The 25,140-nt window shown below is 73.8% G+C and carries 28 protein-coding genes and 1 other RNA gene; 19 read left to right on the top strand and 10 right to left on the bottom strand.

Annotation, left to right across the window (positions count from 1 at the left end):
- Positions 1 to 38: 38 nt before the first annotated feature.
- From ligD (ACYU8I_RS08285) to ACYU8I_RS08245, 9 genes are all read left to right on the top strand, one after another.
- Complete coding sequence (gene ligD / locus ACYU8I_RS08285; RefSeq protein WP_460839615.1) at positions 39 to 953, top strand: non-homologous end-joining DNA ligase; 915 nt, start codon at positions 39 to 41, stop codon at positions 951 to 953.
- Positions 953 to 1,876, top strand: a complete 924-nt coding sequence (gene ligD, locus ACYU8I_RS08280) for a non-homologous end-joining DNA ligase (protein ID WP_460839423.1) — start codon at positions 953 to 955, stop codon at positions 1,874 to 1,876. Before ligD (ACYU8I_RS08285) ends, ligD (ACYU8I_RS08280) begins: the two co-directional genes overlap by 1 nt.
- Before the next feature lie 176 nt (positions 1,877 to 2,052).
- On the top strand, positions 2,053 to 3,351 hold the full coding sequence (locus ACYU8I_RS08275; RefSeq protein ID WP_460839421.1) for a CpaF family protein: 1,299 nt from the start codon (positions 2,053 to 2,055) through the stop codon (positions 3,349 to 3,351).
- Positions 3,351 to 4,202: a type II secretion system F family protein gene (locus ACYU8I_RS08270; RefSeq protein WP_460839419.1), complete on the top strand. Its 852-nt coding sequence runs from the start codon at positions 3,351 to 3,353 to the stop codon at positions 4,200 to 4,202. The genes ACYU8I_RS08275 and ACYU8I_RS08270 overlap by 1 nt, the downstream gene beginning before the upstream one ends.
- The gene (locus ACYU8I_RS08265) at positions 4,199 to 5,125 is read left to right on the top strand and encodes a type II secretion system F family protein (protein WP_460839417.1); all 927 of its coding nucleotides are present in this window, start codon (positions 4,199 to 4,201) and stop codon (positions 5,123 to 5,125) included. The genes ACYU8I_RS08270 and ACYU8I_RS08265 overlap by 4 nt, the downstream gene beginning before the upstream one ends.
- A gap of 26 nt (positions 5,126 to 5,151) precedes the next feature.
- Complete coding sequence (locus ACYU8I_RS08260; protein ID WP_460839415.1) at positions 5,152 to 5,340, top strand: hypothetical protein; 189 nt, start codon at positions 5,152 to 5,154, stop codon at positions 5,338 to 5,340.
- The gene (locus ACYU8I_RS08255) at positions 5,312 to 5,740 is read left to right on the top strand and encodes a TadE/TadG family type IV pilus assembly protein (RefSeq protein WP_460839413.1); all 429 of its coding nucleotides are present in this window, start codon (positions 5,312 to 5,314) and stop codon (positions 5,738 to 5,740) included. The genes ACYU8I_RS08260 and ACYU8I_RS08255 overlap by 29 nt, the downstream gene beginning before the upstream one ends.
- Positions 5,737 to 6,174, top strand: a complete 438-nt coding sequence (locus ACYU8I_RS08250) for a hypothetical protein (protein WP_460839412.1) — start codon at positions 5,737 to 5,739, stop codon at positions 6,172 to 6,174. The genes ACYU8I_RS08255 and ACYU8I_RS08250 overlap by 4 nt, the downstream gene beginning before the upstream one ends.
- The gene (locus tag ACYU8I_RS08245; RefSeq protein ID WP_460839410.1) at positions 6,171 to 6,605 is read left to right on the top strand and encodes a pilus assembly protein TadG-related protein; all 435 of its coding nucleotides are present in this window, start codon (positions 6,171 to 6,173) and stop codon (positions 6,603 to 6,605) included. The genes ACYU8I_RS08250 and ACYU8I_RS08245 overlap by 4 nt, the downstream gene beginning before the upstream one ends.
- Positions 6,606 to 6,619: 14 nt before the next feature.
- Here the strand turns inward: ACYU8I_RS08245 and ACYU8I_RS08240 are convergent, their stop codons facing one another.
- Positions 6,620 to 6,799: a DUF1059 domain-containing protein gene (locus ACYU8I_RS08240; RefSeq protein WP_460839408.1), complete on the bottom strand. Its 180-nt coding sequence runs from the start codon at positions 6,797 to 6,799 to the stop codon at positions 6,620 to 6,622.
- 31 nt (positions 6,800 to 6,830) lie between these two features.
- The gene (locus ACYU8I_RS08235; RefSeq protein ID WP_460839405.1) at positions 6,831 to 7,679 is read right to left on the bottom strand and encodes a histidine kinase dimerization/phospho-acceptor domain-containing protein; all 849 of its coding nucleotides are present in this window, start codon (positions 7,677 to 7,679) and stop codon (positions 6,831 to 6,833) included.
- A 128-nt stretch (positions 7,680 to 7,807) separates the two neighbouring features.
- Here ACYU8I_RS08235 and ACYU8I_RS08230 point away from each other — a divergent pair, with 128 nt between their 5' ends.
- Both ACYU8I_RS08230 and prfB read left to right on the top strand, forming a co-directional pair.
- Positions 7,808 to 8,083, top strand: coding sequence for a hypothetical protein (locus ACYU8I_RS08230; protein WP_460839403.1), 276 nt, complete (start codon positions 7,808 to 7,810; stop codon positions 8,081 to 8,083).
- Between the two features lie 65 nt (positions 8,084 to 8,148).
- Positions 8,149 to 9,267, top strand: coding sequence for a peptide chain release factor 2 (gene prfB, locus ACYU8I_RS08225; RefSeq protein ID WP_460839400.1), 1,119 nt, complete (start codon positions 8,149 to 8,151; stop codon positions 9,265 to 9,267).
- Between the two features lie 7 nt (positions 9,268 to 9,274).
- On the opposite strand, the gene ACYU8I_RS08220 is transcribed toward prfB, so the two are convergent.
- The 5 genes from ACYU8I_RS08220 to ACYU8I_RS08200 form a co-directional block, all read right to left on the bottom strand.
- Positions 9,275 to 9,598: a plasmid stabilization protein gene (locus ACYU8I_RS08220; RefSeq protein ID WP_460839398.1), complete on the bottom strand. Its 324-nt coding sequence runs from the start codon at positions 9,596 to 9,598 to the stop codon at positions 9,275 to 9,277.
- Positions 9,599 to 9,628: 30 nt separating this feature from the next.
- A complete protein-coding gene (locus tag ACYU8I_RS08215; RefSeq protein WP_460839396.1) occupies positions 9,629 to 10,207 on the bottom strand; it encodes an antibiotic biosynthesis monooxygenase in 579 nt (192 codons plus the stop codon).
- Positions 10,204 to 11,241, bottom strand: a complete 1,038-nt coding sequence (locus ACYU8I_RS08210) for an NADP-dependent oxidoreductase (RefSeq protein ID WP_460839394.1) — start codon at positions 11,239 to 11,241, stop codon at positions 10,204 to 10,206. The genes ACYU8I_RS08215 and ACYU8I_RS08210 overlap by 4 nt, the downstream gene beginning before the upstream one ends.
- A gap of 89 nt (positions 11,242 to 11,330) precedes the next feature.
- Complete coding sequence (locus ACYU8I_RS08205; protein ID WP_460839392.1) at positions 11,331 to 14,141, bottom strand: S8 family serine peptidase; 2,811 nt, start codon at positions 14,139 to 14,141, stop codon at positions 11,331 to 11,333.
- Positions 14,142 to 14,242: 101 nt separating this feature from the next.
- Positions 14,243 to 14,830 carry a hypothetical protein gene (locus ACYU8I_RS08200; RefSeq protein WP_460839390.1) on the bottom strand — a complete coding sequence of 196 codons (588 nt, stop codon included), beginning with the start codon at positions 14,828 to 14,830 and terminating at the stop codon, positions 14,243 to 14,245.
- 96 nt (positions 14,831 to 14,926) lie between these two features.
- On the opposite strand from ACYU8I_RS08200, the gene ACYU8I_RS08195 reads away from it, so the two are divergent.
- The 5 genes from ACYU8I_RS08195 to ACYU8I_RS08175 are packed head-to-tail and all read left to right on the top strand — an operon-like array spanning position 14,927 to position 19,260.
- Complete coding sequence (locus ACYU8I_RS08195) at positions 14,927 to 15,613, top strand: cell division ATP-binding protein FtsE (protein WP_460839388.1); 687 nt, start codon at positions 14,927 to 14,929, stop codon at positions 15,611 to 15,613.
- Positions 15,614 to 15,625: 12 nt separating this feature from the next.
- Positions 15,626 to 16,543, top strand: a complete 918-nt coding sequence (ftsX, locus tag ACYU8I_RS08190) for a permease-like cell division protein FtsX (protein WP_460839386.1) — start codon at positions 15,626 to 15,628, stop codon at positions 16,541 to 16,543.
- Positions 16,544 to 16,565: 22 nt separating this feature from the next.
- Positions 16,566 to 17,813, top strand: a complete 1,248-nt coding sequence (locus ACYU8I_RS08185) for a peptidoglycan DD-metalloendopeptidase family protein (RefSeq protein WP_460839384.1) — start codon at positions 16,566 to 16,568, stop codon at positions 17,811 to 17,813.
- A gap of 48 nt (positions 17,814 to 17,861) precedes the next feature.
- Positions 17,862 to 18,338 (top strand): SsrA-binding protein SmpB, encoded by a 477-nt coding sequence (gene smpB, locus ACYU8I_RS08180; RefSeq protein ID WP_460839382.1) that lies wholly within the window; start codon positions 17,862 to 17,864, stop codon positions 18,336 to 18,338.
- Positions 18,339 to 18,348: 10 nt separating this feature from the next.
- Positions 18,349 to 19,260: an amidohydrolase family protein gene (locus ACYU8I_RS08175; protein ID WP_460839380.1), complete on the top strand. Its 912-nt coding sequence runs from the start codon at positions 18,349 to 18,351 to the stop codon at positions 19,258 to 19,260.
- On the opposite strand, the gene ACYU8I_RS08170 is transcribed toward ACYU8I_RS08175, so the two are convergent.
- A complete protein-coding gene (locus tag ACYU8I_RS08170) occupies positions 19,257 to 20,039 on the bottom strand; it encodes an endo alpha-1,4 polygalactosaminidase (RefSeq protein ID WP_460839378.1) in 783 nt (260 codons plus the stop codon). The two genes, ACYU8I_RS08175 and ACYU8I_RS08170, sit on opposite strands and share 4 nt — an antisense overlap.
- Positions 20,040 to 20,127: 88 nt before the next feature.
- Here ACYU8I_RS08170 and ssrA point away from each other — a divergent pair.
- Positions 20,128 to 20,497, top strand: a transfer-messenger RNA (tmRNA) gene (ssrA, locus tag ACYU8I_RS08165).
- Between the two features lie 65 nt (positions 20,498 to 20,562).
- Here the strand turns inward: ssrA and ACYU8I_RS08160 are convergent.
- Both ACYU8I_RS08160 and ACYU8I_RS08155 read right to left on the bottom strand, forming a co-directional pair.
- Positions 20,563 to 21,294: a mycothiol-dependent nitroreductase Rv2466c family protein gene (locus ACYU8I_RS08160; RefSeq protein ID WP_460839376.1), complete on the bottom strand. Its 732-nt coding sequence runs from the start codon at positions 21,292 to 21,294 to the stop codon at positions 20,563 to 20,565.
- A 16-nt stretch (positions 21,295 to 21,310) separates the two neighbouring features.
- Complete coding sequence (locus ACYU8I_RS08155) at positions 21,311 to 22,732, bottom strand: alpha/beta hydrolase (RefSeq protein WP_460839373.1); 1,422 nt, start codon at positions 22,730 to 22,732, stop codon at positions 21,311 to 21,313.
- A 128-nt stretch (positions 22,733 to 22,860) separates the two neighbouring features.
- Between ACYU8I_RS08155 and ACYU8I_RS08150 the strand changes: the two genes are divergently transcribed.
- Positions 22,861 to 24,393, top strand: a complete 1,533-nt coding sequence (locus tag ACYU8I_RS08150; protein ID WP_460839371.1) for a DHA2 family efflux MFS transporter permease subunit — start codon at positions 22,861 to 22,863, stop codon at positions 24,391 to 24,393.
- A 56-nt stretch (positions 24,394 to 24,449) separates the two neighbouring features.
- Entirely contained in the window at positions 24,450 to 25,070 is a 621-nt protein-coding gene (locus ACYU8I_RS08145) for a PepSY domain-containing protein (protein WP_460839369.1), read from the top strand.
- Positions 25,071 to 25,140 lie beyond the last annotated feature (70 nt).

The raw sequence follows: 25,140 nt of genomic DNA, 5'->3' as shown, positions 1-25,140 counted from the left end.
GGACGCCGATGTACGCCAGGATCGACCTCGTGCAGCCGATGCTCGCGACCCGCGGAGACCACGTGCCGACCGGCGACGGCTGGGCGCACGAGGTGAAGTGGGACGGGATGCGGGTGCTCGTCGAGCGCGTCGGCGGGCGGCTGCGGATCTTCTCTCGCAACGAGAACGACGTGACGGTCAGCTTCCCCGAGCTGCATCCGCTGGCCGAGGTGCTGCCCGACGACACCGTCGTCGACGGCGAGGTGGTGGCGCTGGGCGAGGGGGTGCCGTCGTTCGGTGCGCTGGCCGACCGGATGCACGTGCGCGACGCACGTCGGGCGCAGCAGCTCTCGGTGCGCAACCCGGTGACGCTGCTCGTGTTCGACGTGCTCCGGGTCGGCGGGGAGGACCTGCTCGCCGCCCCGCTCGTCGAGCGGCGTACGCGTCTGGAGGGCCTCGGGCTCGCCGACGTGGCGTGGCAGGTGCCGCCGCAGTACGACGACGGCGCCTCGCTGCTGGCGGCGGCCGAGCAGCAGGGGCTCGAGGGCGTGGTCAGCAAGCGGCTGTCGTCGCCGTACCGGCCGGGGCGGCGCAGCCGCGACTGGCTGAAGTTCCCGATCCGTCCGACCGCGTCGTACGTCGTCGGGGGCTTCCGGTGGGAGACAGGATCGGAGCACCGCATCGGTGCGCTGCTGGTGGGCGAGCCCGGACCCGACGGGCTGCGCTACCGCGGCCGCGTGGGTAGTGGGGTGGCCGGCAAGGCGGGCGTGCTGCTGGCGCAGGAGCTGGAGCCGCTGCGCAGCGGCGAGGCGCCGTTCGCGAGCGAGGTGCCGCGGGTGGACCGGGTGGGGACGGAGTGGGTGGAGCCGGTGCTGGTGGTCGACGTGCAGTACCTGACGCTGACGGGCGAGGGTCGGCTCCGGCAGCCGGCGTACCGCGGGATCCGGCGCGACCTCACGGCGGAGGACCTCTGATGGCGCGGTCGAAGGACAAGCCGGAGCGCACCGAGACCCGCGTCGAGGTCGACGGACGGGTGCTGACGCTCGTCAACCTCGAGAAGGTGATGTATCCGGCGACGGGCACCACCAAGGGCGAGGTGCTGCACTACTACGCGCAGGTCGCGCCGGTGATGCTGCCCCACCTCGCCGACCGCGCGGTCACGCGGATCCGGTGGCCGCACGGCACCGGCGACGCGTCCTTCTTCGAGAAGAACGCGCCCTCCGGGACGCCCTCGTGGGTGCGCACGGTCGCGGTGCCGACGACGGGCTCGCGCACGGCGTCGAAGGAGGAGGGCGAGCTGCACTTCCCGGTCGTCGACGACCTCGCGACGCTGACGTGGCTGGTCAACCTGGCCGCGCTCGAGCTGCACGTGCACCAGTGGACGGTCACCAGGACCGGCCGGCCCCGCAACCCCGACCGGCTCGTCATCGACCTCGACCCCGGCGACCCCGCCGGGCTGGGGGAGTGCGCCCAGGTCGCGCTCCTGGTGCGTGAGCGGCTGGCCGCGGACGGGCTCGACTGCGTGCCGGTGACGAGCGGGTCGAAGGGCCTGCACCTGTACGCCGGCCTCGACGGGCGGCGTACGGCCGACGAGGTGCGCGACCACGCCAAGCAGGTCGCCGAGGAGCTCGAGGCGTCGCACCGCTCGCTGGTCGTGTCACAGATGACCAAGGCGCGCCGCGGCGGGCGGGTGTTCCTCGACTGGTCGCAGAACACCGGCAGCAAGACGACCATCGCGCCGTACTCGCTGCGTGGGCGTGAGCGGCCGATGGTCGCCGCACCGCGCACCTGGGAGGAGGTCGAGGCCGGCGCCGACGACCCGCTGGCCCTCGAGCACCTCGACCTGCACGAGGTGCTCGACCGCGTGGCCGACCTGGGCGACCTCTTCGACCCCTGAGCCCGCCGGGCCGACGCTTCGTCCACCGGCGGCACTGGCGGGTGTCCGCCAGCGACCACGGACACGTGGGGCGGATGTGGCGACGTTGACCACGTGAGACACGTTGTGCACAGGGTTGTCCACAGGTCGAGCCGGTGTGGTTTCGGTGGCGCGCGACCCGGGGTAGACCTGCCGCCATGTCGGTGGACGTCTCGGGGGGCGCCAGGCCCTCCACCGCAGGTCAGCGCCCGCACGAGCGTGGCGACGGGCTCGTCGCCACGCTCGACGCCGCGCTGCGGGCCGCCGTACGACGCGAGGGCGTCGACCCGCAGCGCGAGACGGGCCGGGTGCGCCGCCTCGCCGAGCAGCTGGTCGCCGAGCACGACCAGCGCAGCCTGTCGGGCGTGGTCGTCCCCGTGCCCGACCCGACCGCGATGGTCACCGAGCTGGTGGCCCGGGTTTCTGGATTCGGCGCGCTGCAACGGCTTCTCGACGACCCGGAGGTCGAGGAGGTCTGGGTCAACGAGCCCAGCCGGGTCTTCGTGGCGAGGCGGGGTCGCCACGAGCTGACGACGGTCGTGCTGAGCAGCGCCGAGCTGCAGGAGCTCGTCGAGCGCATGCTCAAGTCGAGCGGCCGCCGCATCGACCTGAGCCAGCCGTTCGTCGACGCGATGCTGCCGCAGGGCCACCGGCTCCACGTGGTGCTGGAGGGCATCAGCCGGGGGTTCGCGGCGGTCAACATCCGCAAGTTCGTGCTGCGGGCGGCACGGCTGACCGACCTGGTCGCGCTGGGGTCGCTGACCGAGCAGGCGGCGCGCTTCCTCGAGGCCTCGGTGCTGGCCGGCCTCAACGTGCTGGTGGCCGGGTCGACGCAGGCGGGCAAGACCACGATGCTCAACTGTCTCGCCGCGGCGGTGCCGGGTGGCGAGCGGGTGGTGTCGTGCGAGGAGGTCGCCGAGCTCAACTTCGTGCACCCCGACCACGTGCAGCTGCAGACCCGGCAGGCCGGGCTCGAGGGCACCGGCGAGGTGACGCTGCGCGACCTGGTCCGCGAGTCGCTGCGGATGCGCCCGACCCGCATGATCGTCGGCGAGGTCCGCGGCCCCGAGAGCCTCGACCTGCTGCTCGCCCTCAACTCGGGCCACCCCGGCATGGCGACCCTGCACGCCAACAGCGCCCGCGAGGCGCTGCTCAAGCTCTGCACGCTGCCGCTGCTGGCGGGCGAGAACATCTCCTCGCAGTTCGTGGTGCCGACCGTCGCCGGCTCGGTCGACCTGGTGGTGCACCTCGGCATCGACACCGACGGCGCCCGACGGGTCAACGAGGTCGTGTCGGTGCCCGGCCGCGTCGAGGGCGGCGTCGTCGAGACCGAGCCGATCTTCGTGCGGCGCGGCACCGAGCTGCAGGCGACGGGCGCCCTGCCGACCCGGTTGGACGGCTACGCCCGGGCCGGCATCGACGTGCAGCGGCTTCTCGGCGGGACGGGGGTCGCCTGATGGGCGCGCTGATCGGGCTCGTCCTCGGGGTCGGGCTGCTGCTGGTGTGGTCGTCGACCTGGCCGCCGCAGGCCGCGCCGAGCCAGCGGCGCACGCCGCGACTGAAGCCGTTGCTCGCCAGCGCCGGGCTGCCCGAGGTCACGGTGGCCGGCTTCCTCGTGGTCTGCGGGGTCACCGGGCTCGGCGCCGCGACGATCGTGCTGGTCGCCTCGCGCACGGCGCCGGTGGCGCTGGTCTTCGGGGTGATGGGCGCCTACCTGCCGGTCGCGCTGGTGCGGGGTCGCGCCGAGCGCCGCCTGCGCGAGCTGGCCGAGGTGTGGCCCGAGGCGGTCGACAACCTGGCGTCCGCCGTGCGGGCGGGCCTGTCGCTGCCCGAGGCGCTGGCGGGCCTCGCCGACCGCGGGCCCGAGCCGCTGCGCCCGGCGTTCACCGGCTTTGCGCTCGACTACCAGGCGGGTGGCCGCTTCGCCGACGCCCTCGACCGGCTCAAGGAGCGGCTGGCCGACCCCGTCGGCGACCGTGTGGTCGAGAGCCTGCGCGTCGCCCGCGAGGTGGGTGGCGGCGACCTCGGGCGCCTGCTGCGGACGCTCTCGGGCTACCTCCGTGACGACGCCCGCACGCGCGCCGAGCTGCAGTCGCGGCAGTCGTGGACCGTCAACGGTGCCCGGCTCGCGGTCGCTGCGCCGTGGCTGGTGCTGCTGATGCTGTGCTTCCAGCCCGAGGTGATCCAGCGCTACGCGAGCCCGACCGGCGTCGCGATCCTGGTCGGCGGCGCGACGCTGTGCGCTGTCGCCTACCGCGTGATGGTGCGCATCGGCCGGCTCCCGACCGAGCGGCGGATCCTCGCATGAGCACCTTCCTCGGCGCGGTCATCGGGCTCACCGCGGGCGTCGGCCTGTGGCTCGTCGTGCTCGCGGTGCTCGACGCGCGTCGTACGCCGATCGAGGTGCGGGTGCTGCCCTACCTCCGCGACCTGCCGCGCCCGGAGGGCCTGCCCGCGCCGGTCGCCACCGGCGGCGCCTTCGCCGGCGTCTTCGGCCCGCCGCTGGCCGCGGCCGGTCGGGCCGTCGAGCGCGTGCTCGGGGGCAGCGCGTCGGTGCGCCGGCGGTTGCAGCGGGCCGGTCTCGAGCCCGACGTCGGGCAGTTCCGCGTCGAGCAGGTGCTCTGGGGCCTCGGTGCCTTTGCTGCCGCCGCGGTGCCGTCGGGGCTGGTGGCGCTGACCTCGCCGGAGCGCACCGTGCCGCTCCTGGTCGTGTGCGCCATCGCCTTCGTGCTCGGCGTGCTGCTGCGGGAGAACAGGCTGTCGTCGCAGGTCGCCACCCGCGAGCGCGCCATCCTGCAGGAGTTCCCGACCGTCGCCGAGCTGCTGTCGCTCGCCGTCGCCGCGGGGGAGGGCCCGGTGGCGGCGCTCGACCGGGTGTGCCGGCGCACCAACGGCGAGCTGTCGGCCGAGCTGTCGCGCGTGCTCGCCCACGTGCGCACCGGCACCCCGCTGACCCGTGCCTTCGACGACATGGCGGCTCGCTCCGGCCTCGCCGTGGTGTCCCGCTTCGCCGAGGGCATCGCCGTCGCCGTCGAGCGCGGCACCCCGCTGACCGACGTGCTGCACGCCCAGGCCGGAGACGTGCGCGAGGCCTCGCGGCGAGCCCTCATCGAGACCGGCGCCCGTCGAGAGGTGCTGATGATGGTGCCGGTGGTGTTCCTCGTGCTGCCGGTGGTCGTCGTCTTCGCCTTCTGGCCCGGACTGGTCGGACTCCGACTGGTCGTCCCCTGACTCCCACCCCACCCTTAGGAGGAACCATGCGACTGCCCACCCTCGCGAGCCGGCTCGGCCGCCGGCTGACCATCCCGCGCGACGAGCACGGCGACGTGCCCGGCTGGGTGCTCATCACCGTCATGACCGCCGGCCTCGTGGCCGGCATCTGGGCCATCGCCGGCAACCAGCTCGGCGCGATGCTCCGTGCGGCCCTGGCCTCGGTCTCGGGCTGAGCGGCCCGAGGACCGAGCCGAGGACGGGGCCGCCGTCGTCGACTTCGTCCTCGTCAGCCTGGTCCTCGTGCCGCTCGTGCTCGGCCTGATGCAGGTCGCGCTGGTGCTGCACGTCCGCAACACCCTGGTCGCCGCGGCGACCGAGGGCGCCCGCTACGGCGCCGCCGTCGACCGCACCCCCTCCGCAGGCGCCGCCCGGACCCGGGCGCAGGTCGACCAGGCCATCGCGGGCCGCTTCGCCCGCGACGTCTCGGCGAGCCGCACGCGTGTCGGCGGCACGCCCGCCGTGGTCGTGCGCGTCTCGGCCGACGTGCCGCCTCTCGGGCTGTGGGGACCACCCGTGCGCCTCGACGTCGAGGGCCACGCCGTGGCCGAGCCCGACCTGCCGGTGGGCCCGTGACGCGCCGCCGCGACGAGTCGGGCACCGCACTGATCGAGCTGGTGTGGCTGGCGATCCTGCTGCTGGTGCCGCTGCTGTACGTCGTGCTGACGGTCTTCGAGGCCCAGCGCGAGGCGTACGCCGCCTCGGCCGCCGCGCGGTCGGCGGGCCGGGCGTTCGTGACCGCCCCCGACCAGGCGTCGGGGCAGGCCCGCGCCGAGGTCGCCGCCCGGCTCGCCTACGCCGACCAGGGCATCGACGACGCACCGGCGCTGCGCCTCAGCTGCCGTCCGACCCCGCGGGCGTGCCTGACGCCGGGGTCGGTCGTGCGGGCCGAGGTCGGCTCCCGGGTGGAGCTGCCGCTGCTGCCGGTCGTCTTCGGCAGCCAGGCCCCGGCGATCTCGGTCAGCGCCGAGCACGAGGCGCCGTACGGCACCTTCCGGGAGGCGCGGTGAGGAGCCGCCGCGACGAGACCGGCTCGATCACGCCGCTGGTCATCGGCTTCGTGCTGGTGGTGGCGGTGCTGGTCGCCGTGGTCGTCGACGCGTCGGCGGCCTACCTACGACGGCAGTCGCTCAACGCCACGGCCGACGCGGCCGCGCTGGCGGCGACCGACGGGTTGCAGGGTGAGCAGGTCTACACGCAGGGGCTAGGACGCACCGCCGAGATCGACCCGCGGGCGGCCCGGTCGTACGTCGCCGCCTACCTCGCCGGGAGCGGGGCAGCCCGCCGCTACCCGGGGCTCGACTGGGACGTCCGCACCACCGACGACACCGTCGTCGTCCGGCTCTCCGCGCCCCTGCGGCTGCCGCTCCGCGTGCCCGGTGTCGCCGAGGACGTGCGCGTCACCGGCGACGCCGCGTCGATCGTGGTGGTCGACGGCTGAGGCGGACCGGGCGCTCAGCCCACCTCGACGACGCTGCGGTCGACCACCGCGAGGACGTCCGGGGTGAGCTCGGTGACGCCGTGGTCAGCGGCCGCGTGGGAGGCGACGTCGGCGAGCAGCGCGCCCCTGTCGGCGTTGTCGAAGGTCGCGGTGCAGCCGGGCATGACGTCTCCGCAGACGAGGGTGAAGGTCATCGGCTCCTCCGGTCAGGAGAGTGTGGCGGGGTCAGAGGTGGGCGCGGGGGATGCGGAGCCAGAACACCGCGCGGGCGGCGTCCTGCTCGAGGCCGATCGCGCCCCCGAGGGCGACGCTGAGGGCGCGGGCGAGGTAGAGCCCGGTGGTGACGCCGGTGTCGTCGTCGTTGAGGTCGAACGGGTCGAAGAGCGCCTGCAGGACGCGGGAGTCGATCGGCTCGCCCTCGCGGACGATGCGGACTTCGACCCAGGGGTGGGCCTCGCGGAGCTCGACGTGGCGTCGCTGCGGGGTGGGGGCGAGCAGGGCGGCGTGCCACAGGTCGCGCACGATGCGGCCCGCCAGGTCGGGGTCGGTGTGCGCGACGACGGAGGGGTCGCCGGCGGTCGGTCCGGCGTCGTCGGGGGCGAGGGTGCGCGCGGCGACGGGGCGGCGCGTGACGCGCAGCCGGCCGAGCGAGGCGGCAGCGAGGAACTCGACCTCGCGGGTCCGCTCGACGACCGTGTCGAGCGCGGCGCACAGCTTGGCGGCGGTGGCGACGGCGAGGTCGGGCGGCAGGTCGCCGTCGGCGAGCACCGACGACCAGCCCTGCGCGACCGCGAGCGGGGTCCGCAGCTCGTGCGCGAACGCCGCCAGGAAGCGGTCGCGCTGGCGGGCCAGGGTCGGCTCGGGCTGGTTCGCCAGCCGCGCCGCACCGGCGTCGGTGAACAGCCGCACCCAGCGGTGCACCAAGGCGGGCTCGACGGAGCTGCGACGCGCGACCTCCACGACGGAGGCGCCGGCGAGCACCTCGAGCACGGCGGAGACCCGCACGTCGGCGGGCCCGTCCAGCTCGCCGCGTGCGCGCAGCACCTCGGGGGCCGGCACGGGTGACGTCGACATCTGGCCTCCTCTCCTGATCACCTCGGACACGGGGGCAGCATCACCCGTCCTGTGCCGTTCTTGGTGGCGAATGGCAACTTCTTGCGCCGTTCGCACACGTGTTCGAAGCGTGTGCGACCATGGGCGACGTGGCAGGCGGGTACGGCGAGGGCGAGCACGGCACGCTTGCGGAGCGCGTCGCGCGACGCCCGTCGACGCCGTCGCCGCGACCCGCCGTCGGGGCCTCGCCGGCCCGACATTGCCTGGTCGAGGGTCTGCCGGGCCTGCTGGTGGAGTGGATCCGCACCGACCGCGGGTGGGAGGGCCGGGTCGTCACGGTCGAGTGGCTCGACGGCCCGGCGGGGCGGGGCTGGGCCGTCGTGGAGCGCTGTCTGCCGTCCGCGGTGATCACCTCGCTGGTCTGACGACTGGCCTAGGCCACCTGACGCGCGCCGAGGGGGCGCGGAGGCGTCCCGTAGCCTTGCCCGTCGTGGCGGCAACAGACTTCGACGCAGCGATCAAGCAGCTCCGGGCGACCATGGCGACCATCGGAGCGGTGCTCGACGTCGACCAGATGCGCGCCGACATCGACGACCTCGGCGAGCAGGTCGCGGCCCCCGACCTGTGGGACGACCAGGCCAACGCACAGCGCGTCACCGGGCAGCTGAGCTCGCTGCAGGGCACCGTCGACCGCTACGACGGCCTGCTCGCGCGCATCGACGACCTCGAGGTGCTCGTCGAGCTCGGCCAGGAGGAGGGCGACGCCGACTCCCTCGCCGAGGCCGAGTCCGAGCTCGCCAAGCTGCACGGCTCGATCGAGCAGCTCGAGGTGCGCACCCTGCTCTCGGGCGAGTACGACGCCCGCGAGGCCCTCGTGACGATCCGCGCGGGCGCCGGCGGGGTCGACGCCGCCGACTTCGCCGAGATGCTGATGCGGATGTACACCCGCTGGGCGGAGCGGCAGAAGTACTCCGTGGAGGTCTTCGACACCTCCTACGCCGAGGAGGCCGGCCTGAAGTCGGCCACCTTCGCCATCCACGCGCCGTACGCCTACGGCACGCTGTCGGTCGAGGCCGGCACGCACCGCCTGGTGCGCATCAGCCCGTTCGACAACCAGGGCCGCCGCCAGACCAGCTTCGCGGCCGTCGAGGTGGTGCCGGTGCTCGAGCAGACCGACGAGATCGAGATCCCCGACGAGGACATCCGCGTCGACGTCTACCGCTCCAGCGGCCCGGGCGGCCAGAGCGTCAACACGACCGACTCGGCGGTCCGGCTGACGCACATCCCCTCCGGCACGGTCGTGTCGTGCCAGAACGAGAAGAGCCAGCTGCAGAACAAGGCGAGCGCGATGGTCATCCTCAAGGCCAAGATCCTGGCGATGAAGAAGGCCGAGGAGCGCGCCCACCTCGACTCGCTGCGCGGCGACGTCCAGGCCAGCTGGGGCGACCAGATGCGCAGCTACGTGCTCAACCCGTACCAGATGGTCAAGGACCTGCGCACCGAGCACGAGGTCGGCAACCCGCAGTCGGTCTTCGACGGCGAGATCGACGGCTTCCTCGAGGCCGGCATCCGCTGGCGCCGCGGCTCCGACGCCGCCGACCAGAACTAGGGCAGAACTAGCGCCCGACGGCCTTCTCGAGCTCGGCCTTGCTCATCGTCGAGCGACCCTCGACGTTCTTCTTCCTGGCCTCCTCGTAGAGCTGCGCCTTGGTGCGGCCGCCGGCGCCCTTGCCCGACCGCAGGCCGCCGCGGCGACCCGAGGAGATGTCGTCGGTCGACGTCTTGCTGGCCTGCTCGGACTCGCCGGCCCGCGCGCGCTCCTTGTTCACGGTGCGCGCCGCGATCTCCTCGGCGGTGTCCTCGTCACGGCCCTGGTCCTCGAGGCTCTCCTTGACGTGCTCGAACTGACGCTCGCGCTTCTTGCTCCAGGCCTTCGGCATGACAGGTCCGTACCCGTCACCCGCGCTCCGTCAACGACGCAGCCACCACTCGAACCGCTTGGTCATCCACGGCAGCAGGCCGTAGACCATGATCGGCGTCGCCGCGAGCGTGGTCGCGAAGGTGCGCACCACCAGGCCCCAGCCGAGGTCTCCGCCCACGAGCAGCGTGTAGACCACGCCCAGCAGCGTGCTCAGCGGGAAGAACGTCAGCCAGATGACGCAGGCCTGCTTCCACCGCGGCGGCGCCGGCGGTTGGTTCGGCCGCAGGTCCTGCACGTCGCGCGAGGCGGGCTCGTCGAACCATCCCTCGATGCCCGTGCGCCGCTCCAGCGTGCGCTCCCCGACGAGGCCCTGGGCCGACGCGAGCCACCACCGCCGCTGCGGCGACGACTCCCACGTCGCCAGCGACGCCTCGTCGGCGAAGCGGTAGAGCATGTGCCACTCCTCGGAGTCGGGCGCGGGACGCACCCAGCCGACCCCGAGGAAGCCGTCGAAGCGCTCGGCCAGCGACGCCCCGGCCTCGACCCACGCCACCATCTGCTCGGCGTGGTCGGGCTCGACGGTGCGGACGATCGAGACGGTGACCGGTCCGGAGGGGGTCGCCGTCACGACAGCGTCGGGTCCTCGCTGACCCGCACGAGCAGCTTGCCGAAGTTCTTGCCGGTCAGCAGGCCGCGGAAGGCCTCGGGAGCCGACTCCAGCCCCTCGACGACGTCCTCGCGGTAGCGCACGGTGCCGTCGGCGATCCAGCCCGACATCTCGCGCACGAAGTCGCGCCCGTGGGTGGCGGTGAACTCGTTCTGGATGAAGCCGCGGACCTGCAGGCTCTTGCGCAGCACCAGGCCCATGAAGCCCGGGAGCCGGTCGGGCCCCTGCGGCGCCTCGGTGGCGTTGTAGGTGGCGACCAGGCCGCAGACGGGGACGCGGGCGTGGAGGTTGACGTGCTTGAAGACCTCGCGGGCCACGTCGCCGCCGACGTTCTCGAAGTAGACGTCGATGCCGTCGGGCACGGCGGCGGCGAGCTCGTCGGCGAAGTCGGGGGAGCGGTGGTCGAGGGCGACGTCGAAGCCGAACTCCTCGGTCAGCGCGCGCTTCTTCTCCGGCCCGCCCGCGATGCCGACCGAGCGGGCGCCCCTGGCCTGCGCGATCTGCCCGACGGCCGAGCCGACCGGGCCGGTGGCCGCGGCGACCACCACGGTCTCGCCGGCCTGCGGCTTGCCGATCTCGAGCAGGCCGGCGTAGGCGGTGAAGCCCGGCATGCCCATGACGCCGAGCGCCGTCGAGATCGGCGCGGTCGACGGGTCGAGCCGCCGCAGGCCGGTGCCGTCGGACACCGCATGCGTCTGCCAGCCCGAGTAGCTCAGGGCCACGTCGCCGACGGCCCAGTCGGGGTGGCGCGACTCCTCGACCACGACGACGGTGCCGCCCTCCATCACCTCGCCGACCGCGACCGGGGCGGCGTACGACGGGGCGTCGCTCATGCGTCCGCGCATGTAGGGGTCGAGCGACAGGTAGACCACGCGCAGCAGCACCTGGCCGTCCTCGAGCGCCGGCAGGTCGACCGGACCGATGTCGTAGGTGTCGTCGCCGGGGTTGCCGACGGGGCGCTGGGCGAGGCGGACCTGGATGCTCTGGTGGGTCATGGCTCCACAGTGCCCTGCCGCCCCCGGCCGGCGTCAGCGGCCTCGGGCGCGCGTGCTGCGGGTCACGCCGGCCGTCGCGGTCGCGTCGGTCAGCGCCCCCCGACCGCCGCCTCGGCGTCGACCAGACCGAACCCGTCGAGCGCGGTGAACCCGTTGCCGAGCTCGTTGCGCACGACCCCGGTGAACCGGCGGCCGTCGACTCGCACTGCCTCGAAGACCAGGCCGTCGCGCAGCCTGGCACCGGAGGGCAGGTCGACCGCGCCGCCCAGCTCGTCGGCGCTGTTCCCGGCGTCGGCGGTGAAGGTCTCCGAGACGGCCAGGTCACGGTCGATGCCGAAGGCCAGGGCCTGGCCGTCGCGCAGCCCGCCCGCGTCGAAGCTCAGCGTCATACGGCGGAACTGCCCGTCGCCGGCGCTGCGGGAGTACGACGCCGACACGCGGTCGGCGCGCAGGCCGCCGCTGGTCGCCCCGACGGTGAAGGGGAAGCCCGCATCTCCCCAGTCACCGGGCTCGCCGAGGCTGGTCGGCCGGGGGTCGAAGACGATGCCGGCCGAGCGGGAGGAGCCGGACCTGCCGTCGGGGTCGCCGTACGCCGTGGGCGAGGCGGTCTCGCCCAGGAGGGTGACCGAGCGCAGCGGCACCCGACCGTCGTAGGAGAGGCGGAAGAACCGGTCGTCGACCATCGAGACCGGTGGTGCGACGGCGTTCTCGTCGCCCTCGCCGCCGGCGGCCTCGAGGCTCAGGCCGTCCTCCCGGCCACCGCTGGCCGCAGGGTCGAGGTCGTGCTCGAACGCGGTGCGCTGCAGCCGGGCGCGCATGCGGTCGGGCCGCAGCGGGCCCCTCGACTGCTGCACCAGGGCGGCGATCGCCGCGACGTGAGGCGCTGCCGCACTGGTGCCGAAGAAGTTGGGCAGGGTGTCGTCGTCGCGGACGCTGTCGGCGACGAAGAAGGTGGTGTTGCCGCCGTCGGCCCCGGAGATCGCCGGGGTACGACGCAGCTCGGTGCGGCGGAGCGGTCGGCCGGAGGAGTCGAAGCGCACCGGGATCTCGCCGCCCGCCGAGGTGAAGCTCTCGGGCAGGAGCGACCGGAAGGCGTTGTAGGCCCCCACGCCGCTGGCGCCGCGGGCGTAGGAGTGCGGCGAGCTCGAGGGCGCGAGCGGGTCGACGTGCTCGGTCAGCACGCCGTCGCCGAGCAGCTGCAGCTGGATCCGACCCGCGGTGGGGCGGCCCGTGGTGGATCGGCCCACCGCGACCTGGAGGTCGCCGCTCGCGGCGACGGCGCCGAGCTCGAGCGGGCGGCCGGTCAGGGTGTTGTCGTCGTCGACGGCTCCGAGGAAGGCGCCGTCGGCGTCGAAGAACATCAGGTTGAGGTCGGTGCCGACCAGTGACGGCTCGACCACCTGCGACGCCTCCGCCGTGAACGGGCCGCCGCTGCTGGCGTCGAACGCCTCCACCCGGAGCCGGTAGCGACCGGCCTCGGCGATGGTCAGGCCGATGACCTCGGGCGAGGTGGCGGTGTCGACGGGGCCGATGACCTCACCGCTCGGGGTGGTCAGCGTGATCACGACGTCGGTGGAGCCCGAGGGCACGCCGTCGACGGTGAACAGCGTCTGCTGCCCGACGCGGGAGGCGGGCACGTCGACGTCGAGGTCGACCGGGGCGGAGGTGGTGACGTCGCCGGAGGCGGTGAACCAGGGCTCGGAGACCTCGGCGCCGTCACGGTCGTCGGGGTCGTCCCACTTGAGGGTCAGGCTGCCGTCGTCGCCGACCGCGATGCCCTGCGAGACGTCGGTCGCGGCGCCCTGGTCGAGGTCGGCCAGACCGCCGGCGTACAGCTCGGGCGGCACGTCGGACAAGTCGAGGCCCGAGGCCGTGGCGGCGCGGGGCTGCACGAGGCGCAGCCCACCCTCCCAGGCCTGGTCGGCCCCGCTGTTGCCGGCCGAGGAGAAGTAGTGCACCCCGTCGGCCGCCACGTCGTCGATGGCGTCGCTGAGGGGGGAGTCGGAGTAGAAGGGCTCCTCGAAGTACGTCACGTCGTCGACGACCACGTCGGCCCCGCAGCCCCCGCGGGGGTCGGCGAGCCGTCGCACGTTGTCGGCGAAGCCCAGGAAGCCGTTGAACGCCGTGGCGAAGCACAGCCGCGCAGCCGGAGCGACGTCGTGGGTGATCTGCAGCATCCCGCGGCCCTCGTCGCTGGCGGTCGCGGGCTCGTCGTAGTCCTCCAGCACGACCACGGGCTGGCGGTTGCGGGGGTTGCCGCGCCCGGGCAGGTCGCCGGAGCGGACGTCGTCGGCGGCTCGGATCGTCAGCGGCTCGCCGGTCCCGTCGGTCGCAGCGGTGTCGTAGGAGTCCGACAGCACGCCGATGGTCTGGCCGCGACCGTCGACCCCACGTCGCAGGACCCGGTCGACGCGCTGCAGGGGCACGCCGTTGCTCGTGACCGACCCCGCCTGCGTCACCGGTCGCGGCGACAGGACGACCGTCCCGGTCTCCGGCGCCGCCGCGAGCTCGCGCACGGTGTCGGGGGAGGCGAAGCCCTCGAGGGAGCCGAGGTCGGGCTCGGACGCGGTGACGCGGAGCCCGGCGGCGCGCGCCTGGCGCTCGTACGCCGCTGCACCGACACCGGCCCGCGGCGTCGCGGTCACCCGCACCCGGCCGGCGTCGTCGCGCACGGCCAGCCTCGTCGGGTCCAGCAGCGCCCGGCGGCCACGCTGGGTCGTCGAGCCCTCGCCGTCGTCGACCACGGCCTGCAGCCCCAGCCCCAGCCCACCGCCCTGCACCTGCGGGGCGGCGCCGGGGGGCGCGGCCGTGGCCGTCGGGAGGCTCGCGCCGAGCCCGGCGGCGAGGCCCGAGGCGAGCAGGGCGAGGGTGCTGGCGGCAGCGAGCGTCCGACGGGTCACGCGATGTCCTCTCGTCACGACGCCCGAGCGCGCGCCGTCACCGCGACGCTAGTGCCACGACGGGTCGTTGTCGCCTGTTGCCGCGCGTCGGTGCACGACTCCTACCGCTCGGCGAGCAGCGCGTCGAGCACGGAGGTGCACCACGCCTCGGCGCGAGTCGGTGCGCCCGGTCCCTGCAGCTCGCACGTCAGCCAGGTGTCGCCGAGCAGACCGGCGTACCGGACCCTCGGGCCGTCGGCCGTGCGGCAGCGCTGCACCACCGCGGGCTCGCCGTACGTCGCCGCCGCCTCGACGTCGACCCGGCAGCCGCGCTGCTCGCCCGCCCCGACGACCGCGCGCTCGGCCACCGCCGCGGTGACCGGCTGGGCGAAGAGCCAGGCCCGGGCCGTGACGTCGCCGGTCGTCCACGTGCAGCCGACCTCCTGGTAGGACTCGTCGCCCGGCTCGCGAGCCTCGCCCGACTCCGGGGAGGACGCGAGCGCCGCGTCGACCGCCTCGTCGGGCACGAGCCCGCAGAACTCCAGCCGCGGCACCGTGCGGCCCGAGGTGTCGAGCTCGGCGAGGGTCGTCGGGGTGGGGGAGGGCGCCGCCTCGTCGGCCTCCCCGCCGCCCGCGCAGGCGCCGGCGAGGAGCAGCAGCGGCACGGCGCAGGTAGCCACGACACGGCGACGGGCCGAGGAACACGACATGCACGTCACCGTAGAGATGTGCACCTACGCTGACCAGGCGCCGGACCCTTCCCCCCTGAGCGTCTTCCCCGTCCCCTGCTCCGGCCACCCCACGCGATGATCCGATTCGAGAACGTCACCGCGATCTACCCGGGCCACGCCACCCGGGCGCTCGACGACGTCAACGTCATCGTCGACGAGGGCGAGTTCGTCTTCCTCGTCGGCGAGTCCGGTTCCGGCAAGAGCACCTTCCTGCGGCTGGTGCTGCGCGAGATGAAGGCCGCCCGCGGGCAGGTCCTGGTGGGCGGCAAGGACGTCGGGCGGCTGCGCTGGGGCGTGCCCAAGCACCGGCGCCGGGTCGGCACGGTCTTCCAGGACTTCCGGCTGCTGCCGACCAAGACGGTCTCGCAGAACGTCGCCTTCGCCCTGCAGGTGATCGGCAAGCCCAAGGCCCAGATCGACCGGCTGGTGCCCGAGACCCTCGAGATGGTGGGGCTGGCCGGCATGGGGATGCGCTTCCCCGACGAGCTCTCCGGCGGCGAGCAGCAGCGCGTCGCGATCGCGCGGGCATTCGTCAACCGGCCGCAGATCCTCATCGCCGACGAGCCCACCGGCAACCTCGACCCCCAGACCAGCGTCGGCATCACCACGCTGCTCGACCGCATCAACCGCACCGGGACCACGGTGCTCATGGCCACCCACGACGTCGGTGTCGTCGACCAGATGCGCAAGCGGGTCGTCGAGCTCGACGCCGGGCGCGTCGTGCGCGACGAGCTCCGCGGCGTCTACGGCCACACGTACTAGAAGGGCCCCGTCGTGCACCTCCGCTACGTCTTCTCCGAGACCCGTACGGGTCTGCGTCGCAACGTCTCCATGTCGGTCGCCCTCGTGGTGACGATCTTCGTCTCGCTCACCCTCGTCGGGATGGGCCTGCTGCTGAACTCCCAGGCCGAGAAGGCCGAGGCGTTCTGGGGCGACAAGCTCCAGATCACCGTCTTCATGTGCAACGCCAACAGCCAGGTCGCCACCTGCGACGGCGAGGTGACGGCCGCCGAGAAGGCGAAGATCGAGGGCATCATCGCCGACAGCCCCGAGGTGGCGTCGTTCTACTTCCAGGGCAAGGAGAAGGCGTTCGAGACCTGGCGCGACGTCTACCTGTCGAAGGAGTCGCAGGACCGCGAGATCTACTCCACGGTGACGGCCAAGGACATGCAGGAGTCCTACTGGGTCAAGCTGAAGGACCCGGAGGAGTTCCAGGGCATCAAGGGCGCGCTCAGCGAGCAGACCGGGGTCGCCGCCGTGCGCGACCTGCGCGAGGTGCTCAAGCCGATCTACTTCTGGATGACGGTGATGAAGTGGGGCGCGATCGCGGTCGCCGGCTTCCTGCTCGTCGCCGCGGTGATGCAGGTCGGCAACACGATCCGCATGGCCGCCTACGCCCGCCGCAAGGAGATCGGCATCATGCGGTTGGTGGGGGCGTCGCGGCTCTACATCTCGCTGCCGTTCCTCATGGAGACGCTCGTCGCCGCGCTCATCGGCGTGGGGCTCGCGGCCGGGGCGATGCTGACCTTCATGTACGTCGTCATCTACGGCATGCTGCGCCCGTCGTCGACGATCGTGGAGTGGGTCGACTGGTCCGACTCGGTCACCGCGATCGGCGGGGTGGCAGCCCTCGGGCTCGCGCTCACGCTGCTGCCGACGCTCGTGATGACCCGCAAGTACCTCAAGGTCTGAGGGCGCGGCGATGAGGTTCTCGGTGACTCGTCCCGCCCCTGGCCTGCTGGTCCGCACGCTCGCGGCGGGCGCCGTCCTGGCGCTGACCAGCACGCTCGTCGTGCCCAGCGCCGGCGCAGACGACCTGCGCGACCGCGAGGAGAAGGCGCGCAGCCAGGTCGACCGCGCGGAGGGCGCGCTGCAGGAGTCGAGCAAGCGCGTGACGGCGGCAGAGCGCCGTCTCGACGCGGCCCGCGACCGGCTCAGCGGTGCCGAGGACCGGCTCGGCACCGCCCGCTCCGAGCTCTCCGACGCGCGCGCCTACGACGCCACCATGGCCGGGCGGCTCGCCGCCGTCGAGGCCGAGCTCGAGCAGGCGCGGGCCGACCTCGCGGAGGCCCGCGAGAAGGTCCGCTCGCAGCAGGGTGACATCGGCCGGCTCGCCGCCTCGATGTACGCCCAGGGCGACCCGCAGCTGATGGGGCTCTCGGTGATGCTCACCTCGCAGGACCCCGCCGAGGCCACCAGCCAGCTCAACACCGCCACCGCGCTGATGGACCGCCAGACCGTCGTGCTCGCCGAGCTGACGCAGGCGCGCAAGGACCTCACGGTGCAGGAGGCCCGCGTGCAGGTGGCCACCGAGCGGGTCGCGGAGGAGCGCGAGCGCGCCGCCGCCACGCTCGAGCGTCGCCAGGAGCTCGAGGCGCAGGCCCAGCAGGTCGCCGGCGAGGTCGAGGCGCTCGTCGGGCAGAGCCGGGCCGCACGGTCGGACGCCGTACGCGTCAAGGCGGCCGACCAGCGTGCGCTCCAAGCGGCGGAGGCCCAGGCCGCGGCGATCAAGCGGCTCATCCTGCAGCGCTCGGCCCGGCAGCGGGGCGGCTTCCGGGGCGACGCGGGCGGGCTGCTGGCCCGGCCGGTGCCCGGCGGCATCACCTCGCCGTACGGCTACCGCACCCACCCCATCTACGGCTACTACGGCCTGCACGACGGCACCGACTTCAGCGCCCCCTGCGGCACCGCCAACGTCGCGGTGGCGTCCGGCACCGTGATCTCGCGGCGGTGGAGCGACGTCTACGGCAACCGGCTCTACCTCGACGTCGGGCAGGTCAACGGCCGCAACCTCACCGTGGTCTACAACCACCTCTCCGGCTACGCCGTCGGCAGCGGCCAGCGGGTCTCGCGCGGCCAGGTCGTCGGCTACTCCGGCAGCACGGGCTGGTCGACGGGCTGCCACCTGCACTTCACGGTGCTCGAGAACGGCACCCCGGTCGACCCGATGAAGTACCTGTAGGCCTTCGCTGGTCGAGCCCGTCGAGACCCCACCTGAGACACTGGCCTCATGCCCCGGGAGAAAGGCCAGAAGGTCGTCGCGCAGAACCGCAAGGCGCGCTACGACTACCACATCGACGACACCTACGAGGCCGGGCTCGTGCTGCAGGGCACCGAGGTCAAGTCGCTGCGGGCGGGCCGGGCGACCCTGGTCGACGGGTTCGCCGAGATCGAGGACGGCGAGGCCTACCTGCTCGGCGTGCACATCCCGGAGTACACCGAGGGCACCTGGACCAACCACGAGCCGCGGCGCCGCCGCAAGCTGCTGCTGCACCGCGCCGAGATCGACCGGCTGCAGAGCCGCGTCGACGAGCGCGGCTACACGCTGATCCCGACGGCGCTCTACTTCAAGGACGGCAAGGCCAAGGTCGAGCTGGCGCTCGCGCGCGGCAAGAAGTCCTACGACAAGCGCCACGCGATCGCCGAGCGTCAGGCCAACCGCGAGAAGCAGGAGGCACTCGGTCGCCACCTCAAGGGGATGGGCTGAGGGTGCGTCCATGACGGCGCTGCCCGAGGACGAGCCGCCGGTCGCCGACCTGCTGCTCGACCTCGGGCTGCCCGGCGTCGTCGACGCCCACGTCCACTTCCTGCCGCAGCAGCTGCAGGACCGGGTGTGGGCGGTGTTCGACGCAGCCGGGCCCAAGATCGGGCGGCCGTGGCCGATCCGCTACCGCTACCCCCACGAGCAGCGGGTCGAGCAGCTGCGCGAGCTCGGCGTGAAGGCCTTCCCGACGCTGCCCTACGCCCACCGGCCCGGCATCGCCCCGTGGCTCAACGAGTGGTCGCGCGACTTCGCGGCCGGGGTGCCGGAGTGTCTGGCCTCGGCGACCTTCTACCCCGAGCAGGGAGTGGCGGCGTACGTCGCCGACGCGCTCGAGCAGGGCGCCCAGGCGCTCAAGATCCACACCCAGGTGGGGGAGTTCGCGCTCGACGACCCGCTGCTCGACGACACCTGGGGGCTGCTGGCCGAGGCGCAGGTGCCCGTCGTCACCCACGTCGGGTCCGGCCCGGTGCCCAACGCCTGGACCGGCCCCGAGCACCTCGAGCGGCTGCTGCGCCGGCACCCGCGGGTGCCCGTCGTGGTCGCCCACATGGGCGCGCCGGAGTACGCCGACTTCCTCGCGCTCGTCGAGCGGCACGCGACGCTGCGGCTCGACACCACGATGGTGTTCACCTCGTTCTTCGACGACGTCGCCTCCGACTACCCCGACGACCTGCTCGTGCGGCTCGCCGACCTGGGGGAGCGGGTGCTGTTCGGCAGCGACTTCCCGACCATCCCCTACCCCTACCGCGAGCAGCTCGAGGGCGTCGTGGCGCTGCGGGAGCGCCACGACGGGCTCGGCCCCGACTGGCTGCGCCGCGTGCTGTGGCACAACGGCGCCGAGCTGTTCGGGCTCGAGGAGGCCTAGCACCACTCCCGCACGCCGGCGGGGGTGACGTCGCGGTCGCGCAGCACCACCGGCAGCCGGTCGCCGAAGCGCGCGCAGGTCCAGGCGAAGTCGGCGCGGCGGTACTCCACCGCGACCACGGCGTCGCCGAAGACGTCGGTGTACGCCGCGCACTCGCGGTAGCGACCGCACTCCTCGGCGACCGCGAAGTCGAAGCCGACCCGGGTGCCGTCGACCCCGGCGGCGTTCTTCTGCGCGACGGCGAGCCCGGCCTCGTGGGCGCGGGCGGTGAGCAGGGCGGCGTACGCGAGGGCCTGGCGCTTCGTCAGCAGCCGCTTGCTGCGGGTCCAGGAGTCGAGGTTGTCGAGCTCGACCGCCTCGTAGCCCGCGTCGGCGCAGTCCTCGACCCACCCTCCGACGATCCGGGCGAGGCGCTGTCGCTTCGCCGCCGTGCGCAGGTCGAGCAGCCACTCGCCCCAGGCAGAGTCGACGACCGGCCTGCCGCCCTTCTTGAGCACGAGGTCCCAGCGCCGCTTCCAGGAGGCACGCGCGTCGGGCTGGGTCTGGAAGGCGTTGACGTAGCAGACGTCGAAGCGGCCCTCGGCCTGCGGCGTCGGGTCCTCGCCACGGTCGCGCACCACGATGCCGACGCGCTCGGGCACCGCCCGCGGCCCGCCGAGCTGGTAGTCGGCGTCGGCGCCGACGGGGAACGGCGTCACGTCGTCCGCGGCGGCCGTCGGCAGCGCCGGGCCCACCAGGAGCAGCACGAGGAGCAGCAGGAGGCGGGGGCAGCGGCGCACGTCGGACAGCGTCGCACGACGCGGCCGACCCGCAACGGGAATGCCGTCGTCGGTGCGGGCCGTTACAGTGGCGTCGTACAACTCAAGAGGGGCTGATTGGTTTCGACTGGGGACGTTCGTCCCAGGAGAAGCGGGTCGAGAAGCCAACGTCATCTCGTAAACGACCGTTGGAAACCACAAGTGCCGACTCCAAGCGCACTGACTTCGCTCTCGCTGCCTGAGCAGTGACCGAAGCGTCAGACCGGGCATCCGTCCTCGTCCCGGACCCTGACGTCATCTAGAGGACTTGCTGACCACTCTCTGTCAGGAGGGGTGGTCGGGACTCCATCCTGACTGAGCCCGTCGGCGACCTGTTCGTGGGAGCGCCGGGGCCGAGAAAAGCGACACCACGAACTGCACCCGGAGAAGACCTGGCACTGCGCTCTAGGACGCGGGTTCGATTCCCGCCAGCTCCACCAGCCCTCACGACAGCCGCCCCGACCACGTCGGGGCGGCTGTCGTCGTGTCGGCCTGCTTCTCCGGGCTACTTCTTCTGCCGCCGGCTGCCGCCGTGCCAGTCCTCGGTGACGCCGACGACGTCGGGGTCGACGCCGAGGCCGCGCAGCTGCGGGAGCTCGCGCAGGCTGCGCTTGAGCTCGGCGAAGCCGGGGAAGGACGCCAGGCCGACGACGTGCTCCCACAGCTCGACGGCGTCCGCCTCGCTCGGAAGCCGGGAGATGACGGGGCCGAAGAAGGCGAGGCCGACGGGCGGGCGTACGTGCAGGATGGGGGTGCCGACGTCCTTGCCGGTCAGCGACAGCGCCTTGTCGGTCTCGGCCCGGAGCGCGGCGTCGCGGGAGGTGTCGTCGAGCGCGTCGACGAGGTCGGCGGGCAGCCCGGCCTCGGCGAGCGCGGGTGCGAGGAAGTCGGCGGTGCCGCGCACGTCGGGCTGACCCGCCTCGGGGGTCGGCACCGGGTCGGACTCGAAGACACGCGCGCCCAGGGCGACGTACAGCGGGTCGACGGCCTCGCGCCCGTGCTCCTCCCGCACGCGGTGCAGCACCCGGAGCAGCCGCAGGCCGGCGGTGTGGCCGGCCTCGTACTCCGGTGGGAAGTGACTGTCGTAGTCGACGTCGGCGTTGAGCAGGCGCAGCGAGATGAACCTCCAGTCGACGGCGTAGTCGCGCTGCGCCTGCACCAGCCGCACCCAGCGGCTCGTCATCCACGCGAAGGGGCAGACGGGATCGAGGTAGAAGTGCAGGTCGGCGTCGCTCACCCGGGAGGCGTACCCCTCAGGGGGCGATGCCGACCCCGGGCACCCGGCTCCACCGGCGCTCCTCGCTCGCCGTCAGCGCGGGCCACGTCCGGCCGCCGGGGCGCGGCTCGACGCGGCTGGCGTACGACGCGGGGCGGTACGCCGGGTCGACGAAGCAGCCCGCGCCGTACGTCGCGTCGGCTGCGCGGCAGGTGCGCAGCACCCCGGCGGGCGTCGGCCTCGCCCCGCCGGTGCTCCACCGGGCCAGCGACCGCAGCGCTGCGGCATACACGGAGTCGCTGAGCGCGCTGTGCTCCGACTCGCGCGTGGAGACCTGCACCAGCGACGACGCGGTCCGGGCGCCCTCCCGGGTCTCGCGGTAGGCCGACTCGTGCTCGACGAAGGCGGTCGGGTCGTCGACGGCGTGCAGGGTCAGCGTCGGCAGCGTAGTGCGGCCGGTGAGGTCGCTGTCCCACGAGAGGTCGCGTGCGGCGGTGGGGTCGGCGCGGAAGCGCTCGACGCCGCGGTTCAGGGCGCGGTCGTCGTGCGAGCCGGTGTAGCGCACGCCGCGGTTGGTGAAGGGGTTCCGCCCATCGAGCCGCTCGGCGACGATGTCGCGGAAGGTGAAGACCGAGAAGCGCAGGTGCGACTCGAGGGTCCGCTCGGGGATGCGGGTGACACCGAGGATGTCGTCGAGGTTGCGCTGCTGCAGCGCGGTGCGCTCGGCGGGTGCGGACTGGTAGCCGGTGCACTCCTGCAGCCGGCTCCGCAGCCCGGTGCTGGTCAGCGTCGAGCCCGGTCGCAGGCCCTGCCAGACGGGGTACTGCGGCTCGCTGGGCCGGGGCAGGTTGCGGCAGTAGTACTGGTAGACCGCGCGCAGGTCGACGCGGTAGTCGTAGCCGCGGCTGCCCCCGGCGAGCACGCCGTTGGTCAGCAGCACGCCGTCGTAGGCGTCGCCGTCGGTCTCGGCGAGCTTCGCCGCGACGTCACCGCCCCACGACTGGCCGTGCAGCAGGGTGCGGCCGGGCTCGCCGAAGCGGGCGACGAAGGTACGTCGTACCGACTGGGTGTCGGCGGCGGCCATCCGCGCGCCGTAGCCGCCGCGCCGGTACGTCGACCCCGCCCATGCGTAGCCCTCGCGCACCATCACCGACCAGCGACCGAGGTCGTCGAGGCTGCGGGCGGCGTCGACCGGGTCGTCGAGGTCGGGCCCGCCGTGCGCGTGCACGACGAGGTCGCCGTTCCACTCCTTCGGCACGGCCAAGGCGTAGAAGGCGCCGGCGGCGTCGCGGCCGGTCCAGCAGTCGGCGACGCCGGCGACCTGCTCCGGGCAGGCCGCGGGCCGCGGCGGGTCGACGGCGGCCCCGGCGGGCGGGGACGCGGCCAGCAGGCCGGCGCCGACGGCCAGGCTGGTGACCAGGCTGGTGACGAGGCTGCTGATCAGGGTGGTGGGTCGCACGTGGTCCTCCTCCAGGGGTGAGCGCTGGAGCGCCCGAGACGTGTGCAGTACGTCACACAGCCGGGGGGCTCGGACAGGTTCTGTTCACTGTGTTCGCGAGCCCCGACCCGGTGTGCTCCCATGAGCCCGTGACGGAAGACCAGCGGGCGGGCGAGCTGCGGCTCCCGACCGCGCAGGGGCGCTGGGTGCTGCTCGCGGCGATCCTCGGCTCGGCGCTGGCCGGGATCGACGCCACCGTCGTCAACGTCGCGCTGCCGACGATCGGTGAGGACCTCGGGGCCGACTTCACGGCGCTGCAGTGGACAGTGACGGCGTACGCCCTGACCCTCGCGGCGTTCATCCTCACCGGCGGCACGCTGGGCGACCGGTTCGGTCGGCGCCGGGTCTTCCTGGTGGGCGTGGTGTGGTTCGCCGTCGCCTCGCTGGCCTGCGGGCTGGCGCCGACGGTCGAGGTGCTGGTGGGCGCGCGGGCGCTGCAGGGGGTCGGCGGGGCCCTGCTGACGCCGGGCAGCCTGGCCCTGCTGCAGGTGCTCTTCCGCGCCTCCGACCGGGCGCGGGCGATCGGTGCGTGGTCGGGACTGGGAGGCGTCGCCACCGCGATCGGGCCGCTGCTCGGCGGCTGGCTCGTCGACGTCGCGTCGTGGCGGTGGGTCTTCCTCGTCAACGCGCCACTGGCGGCCGTCGTGGTGGTCGTGACGCTGCGCCACGTGCCGGAGACCCACGACACCGGCTCCGACGGCCGCCCCGTCGACTGGCTCGGGTCGGCACTCGCCGTGGCCGGCCTCGCGGGCGTGAGCTACGCCCTGATCCGGGCGGGGGAGTCCGGGGCCGACGGCGTCGTGCTGGCGACGGGGCTCGTCGGCCTCGCCGTGCTCCTCGGCTTCGTGCTGCACGAGCACCGCACGCCCCACCCGATGCTGCCGCTCGGGGTCTTCGCCTCGCGCCAGCTGACCGCCGCCAACCTGGTGACCCTGCTCGTCTACGGCGGGCTCGGCGTCGTGTTCTTCCTGCTGGTGCTGCACCTGCAGGTCGTGGCGGGCTTCGGGCCGGTCGCCGCGGGCTCCGCGCTGCTCCCGGTCACCGTGGTGATGCTGCTGCTCTCGTCGCGCTCCGGGGCCTTGGCCGCCCGCATCGGCCCCCGGCGGCAGATGAGCGTCGGACCCCTGGTGGCGGCGCTCGGGGCCGCGCTGCTGCTGCGCATCGGCCCGGGAGCGTCGTACGCCGCCGACGTGCTGCCCGCCGTGCTGGTCTTCGGCCTCGGGCTCGCCGCCATGGTGGCGCCGCTCACCGCCACCGCGCTCGCGGCCGCCCCCGCCGAGCACGCGGGGCTCGCCTCGGGCGTCAACAACGCGGTCGCCCGCACCGGCGGCCTGGTCAGCGTCGCGGCGGTGCCGGTGGTCGCCGGCCTCGCGGGGGCGTCGTACGCCGACCCGGTGGTCTTCGCCGCGGGCTTCGAGCGCGCGGTGTGGATGTCGGTCGGACTGCTCGTACTGGCGGGCGTGGTGGCGGCGACGACCATCCGCGACGAGGTGCTGGAGGACACGGGATCCGGGCCGTCGGAGCCGGAGGTGACCCACTTCAGCCACTGCACCGTCAGTGGCACCCCGGCCGCGACGTCGTGCGACGCGGCGGGCCGGCTCGACCACCACCCCACGGCGTGAGAGCCCTCTCATCCGGGGCTCACGTCACTCTCACTCCCCGAGGGCACGGTGGGTCCATGACGCGCAACCGACTCATGGTGTCCCTCGCCGGTGCAGCCACCTCCGGCCTCCTGCTCACCGCCTGCGGCGGCATCTCGGACGACGACCGCGAACAGGCCTCCGAGGCCGCGCTCGCCGCGGTCGGCGAGGGCCGCGTGGTCGAGGTCGACGAGGCCGACGGCGACGAGACCGCCGCCTACAACGTCGAGGTGGGCCTCGACAGCGGCGCCGACGTCGACGTCGAGCTCGACGACGACTTCGAGGTGCTCAACCAGGGCGAGATCGACAACGTGCTCTCGCAGCAGGGCCGCGGCGCCTCCGGCGACGACAGCGGCGACGACGGCAGCGACGACAGCAGCGACGACAGCAGCGAGTCGGCCAGCCCGTCGCCGAGCGACGACACCAGCGCGTCGCCGCGCGTCGACGACGACACCCCACTCGAGGGCTCGGTCAAGCGCCAGGCCGAGCGCGCCGCGCTCGACGAGGTCGGCGGCGGTCGCGTCACCGAGTCGACCTACGCCGACGCGGACGAGGACCACGTCTACGAGGTCGAGGTCGAGCGCCGCACGGGCGACGACGACGACGACGTCACCGTCGAGCTCGACCAGGACTTCGGCGTCGTCCGGGTCGACCGCTAGCCCGACCGTCCACGACGACGAGGGCCCCGCGACCTGGTGGTCGCGGGGCCCTCGTGCGTGCCGGTGGGGT

This window comes from Nocardioides marmoraquaticus (assembly GCF_054777915.1).
The sequence above is the reverse complement of the archived record's forward strand: the minus strand, read 5'-3'. Positions and strand labels throughout refer to the sequence as shown.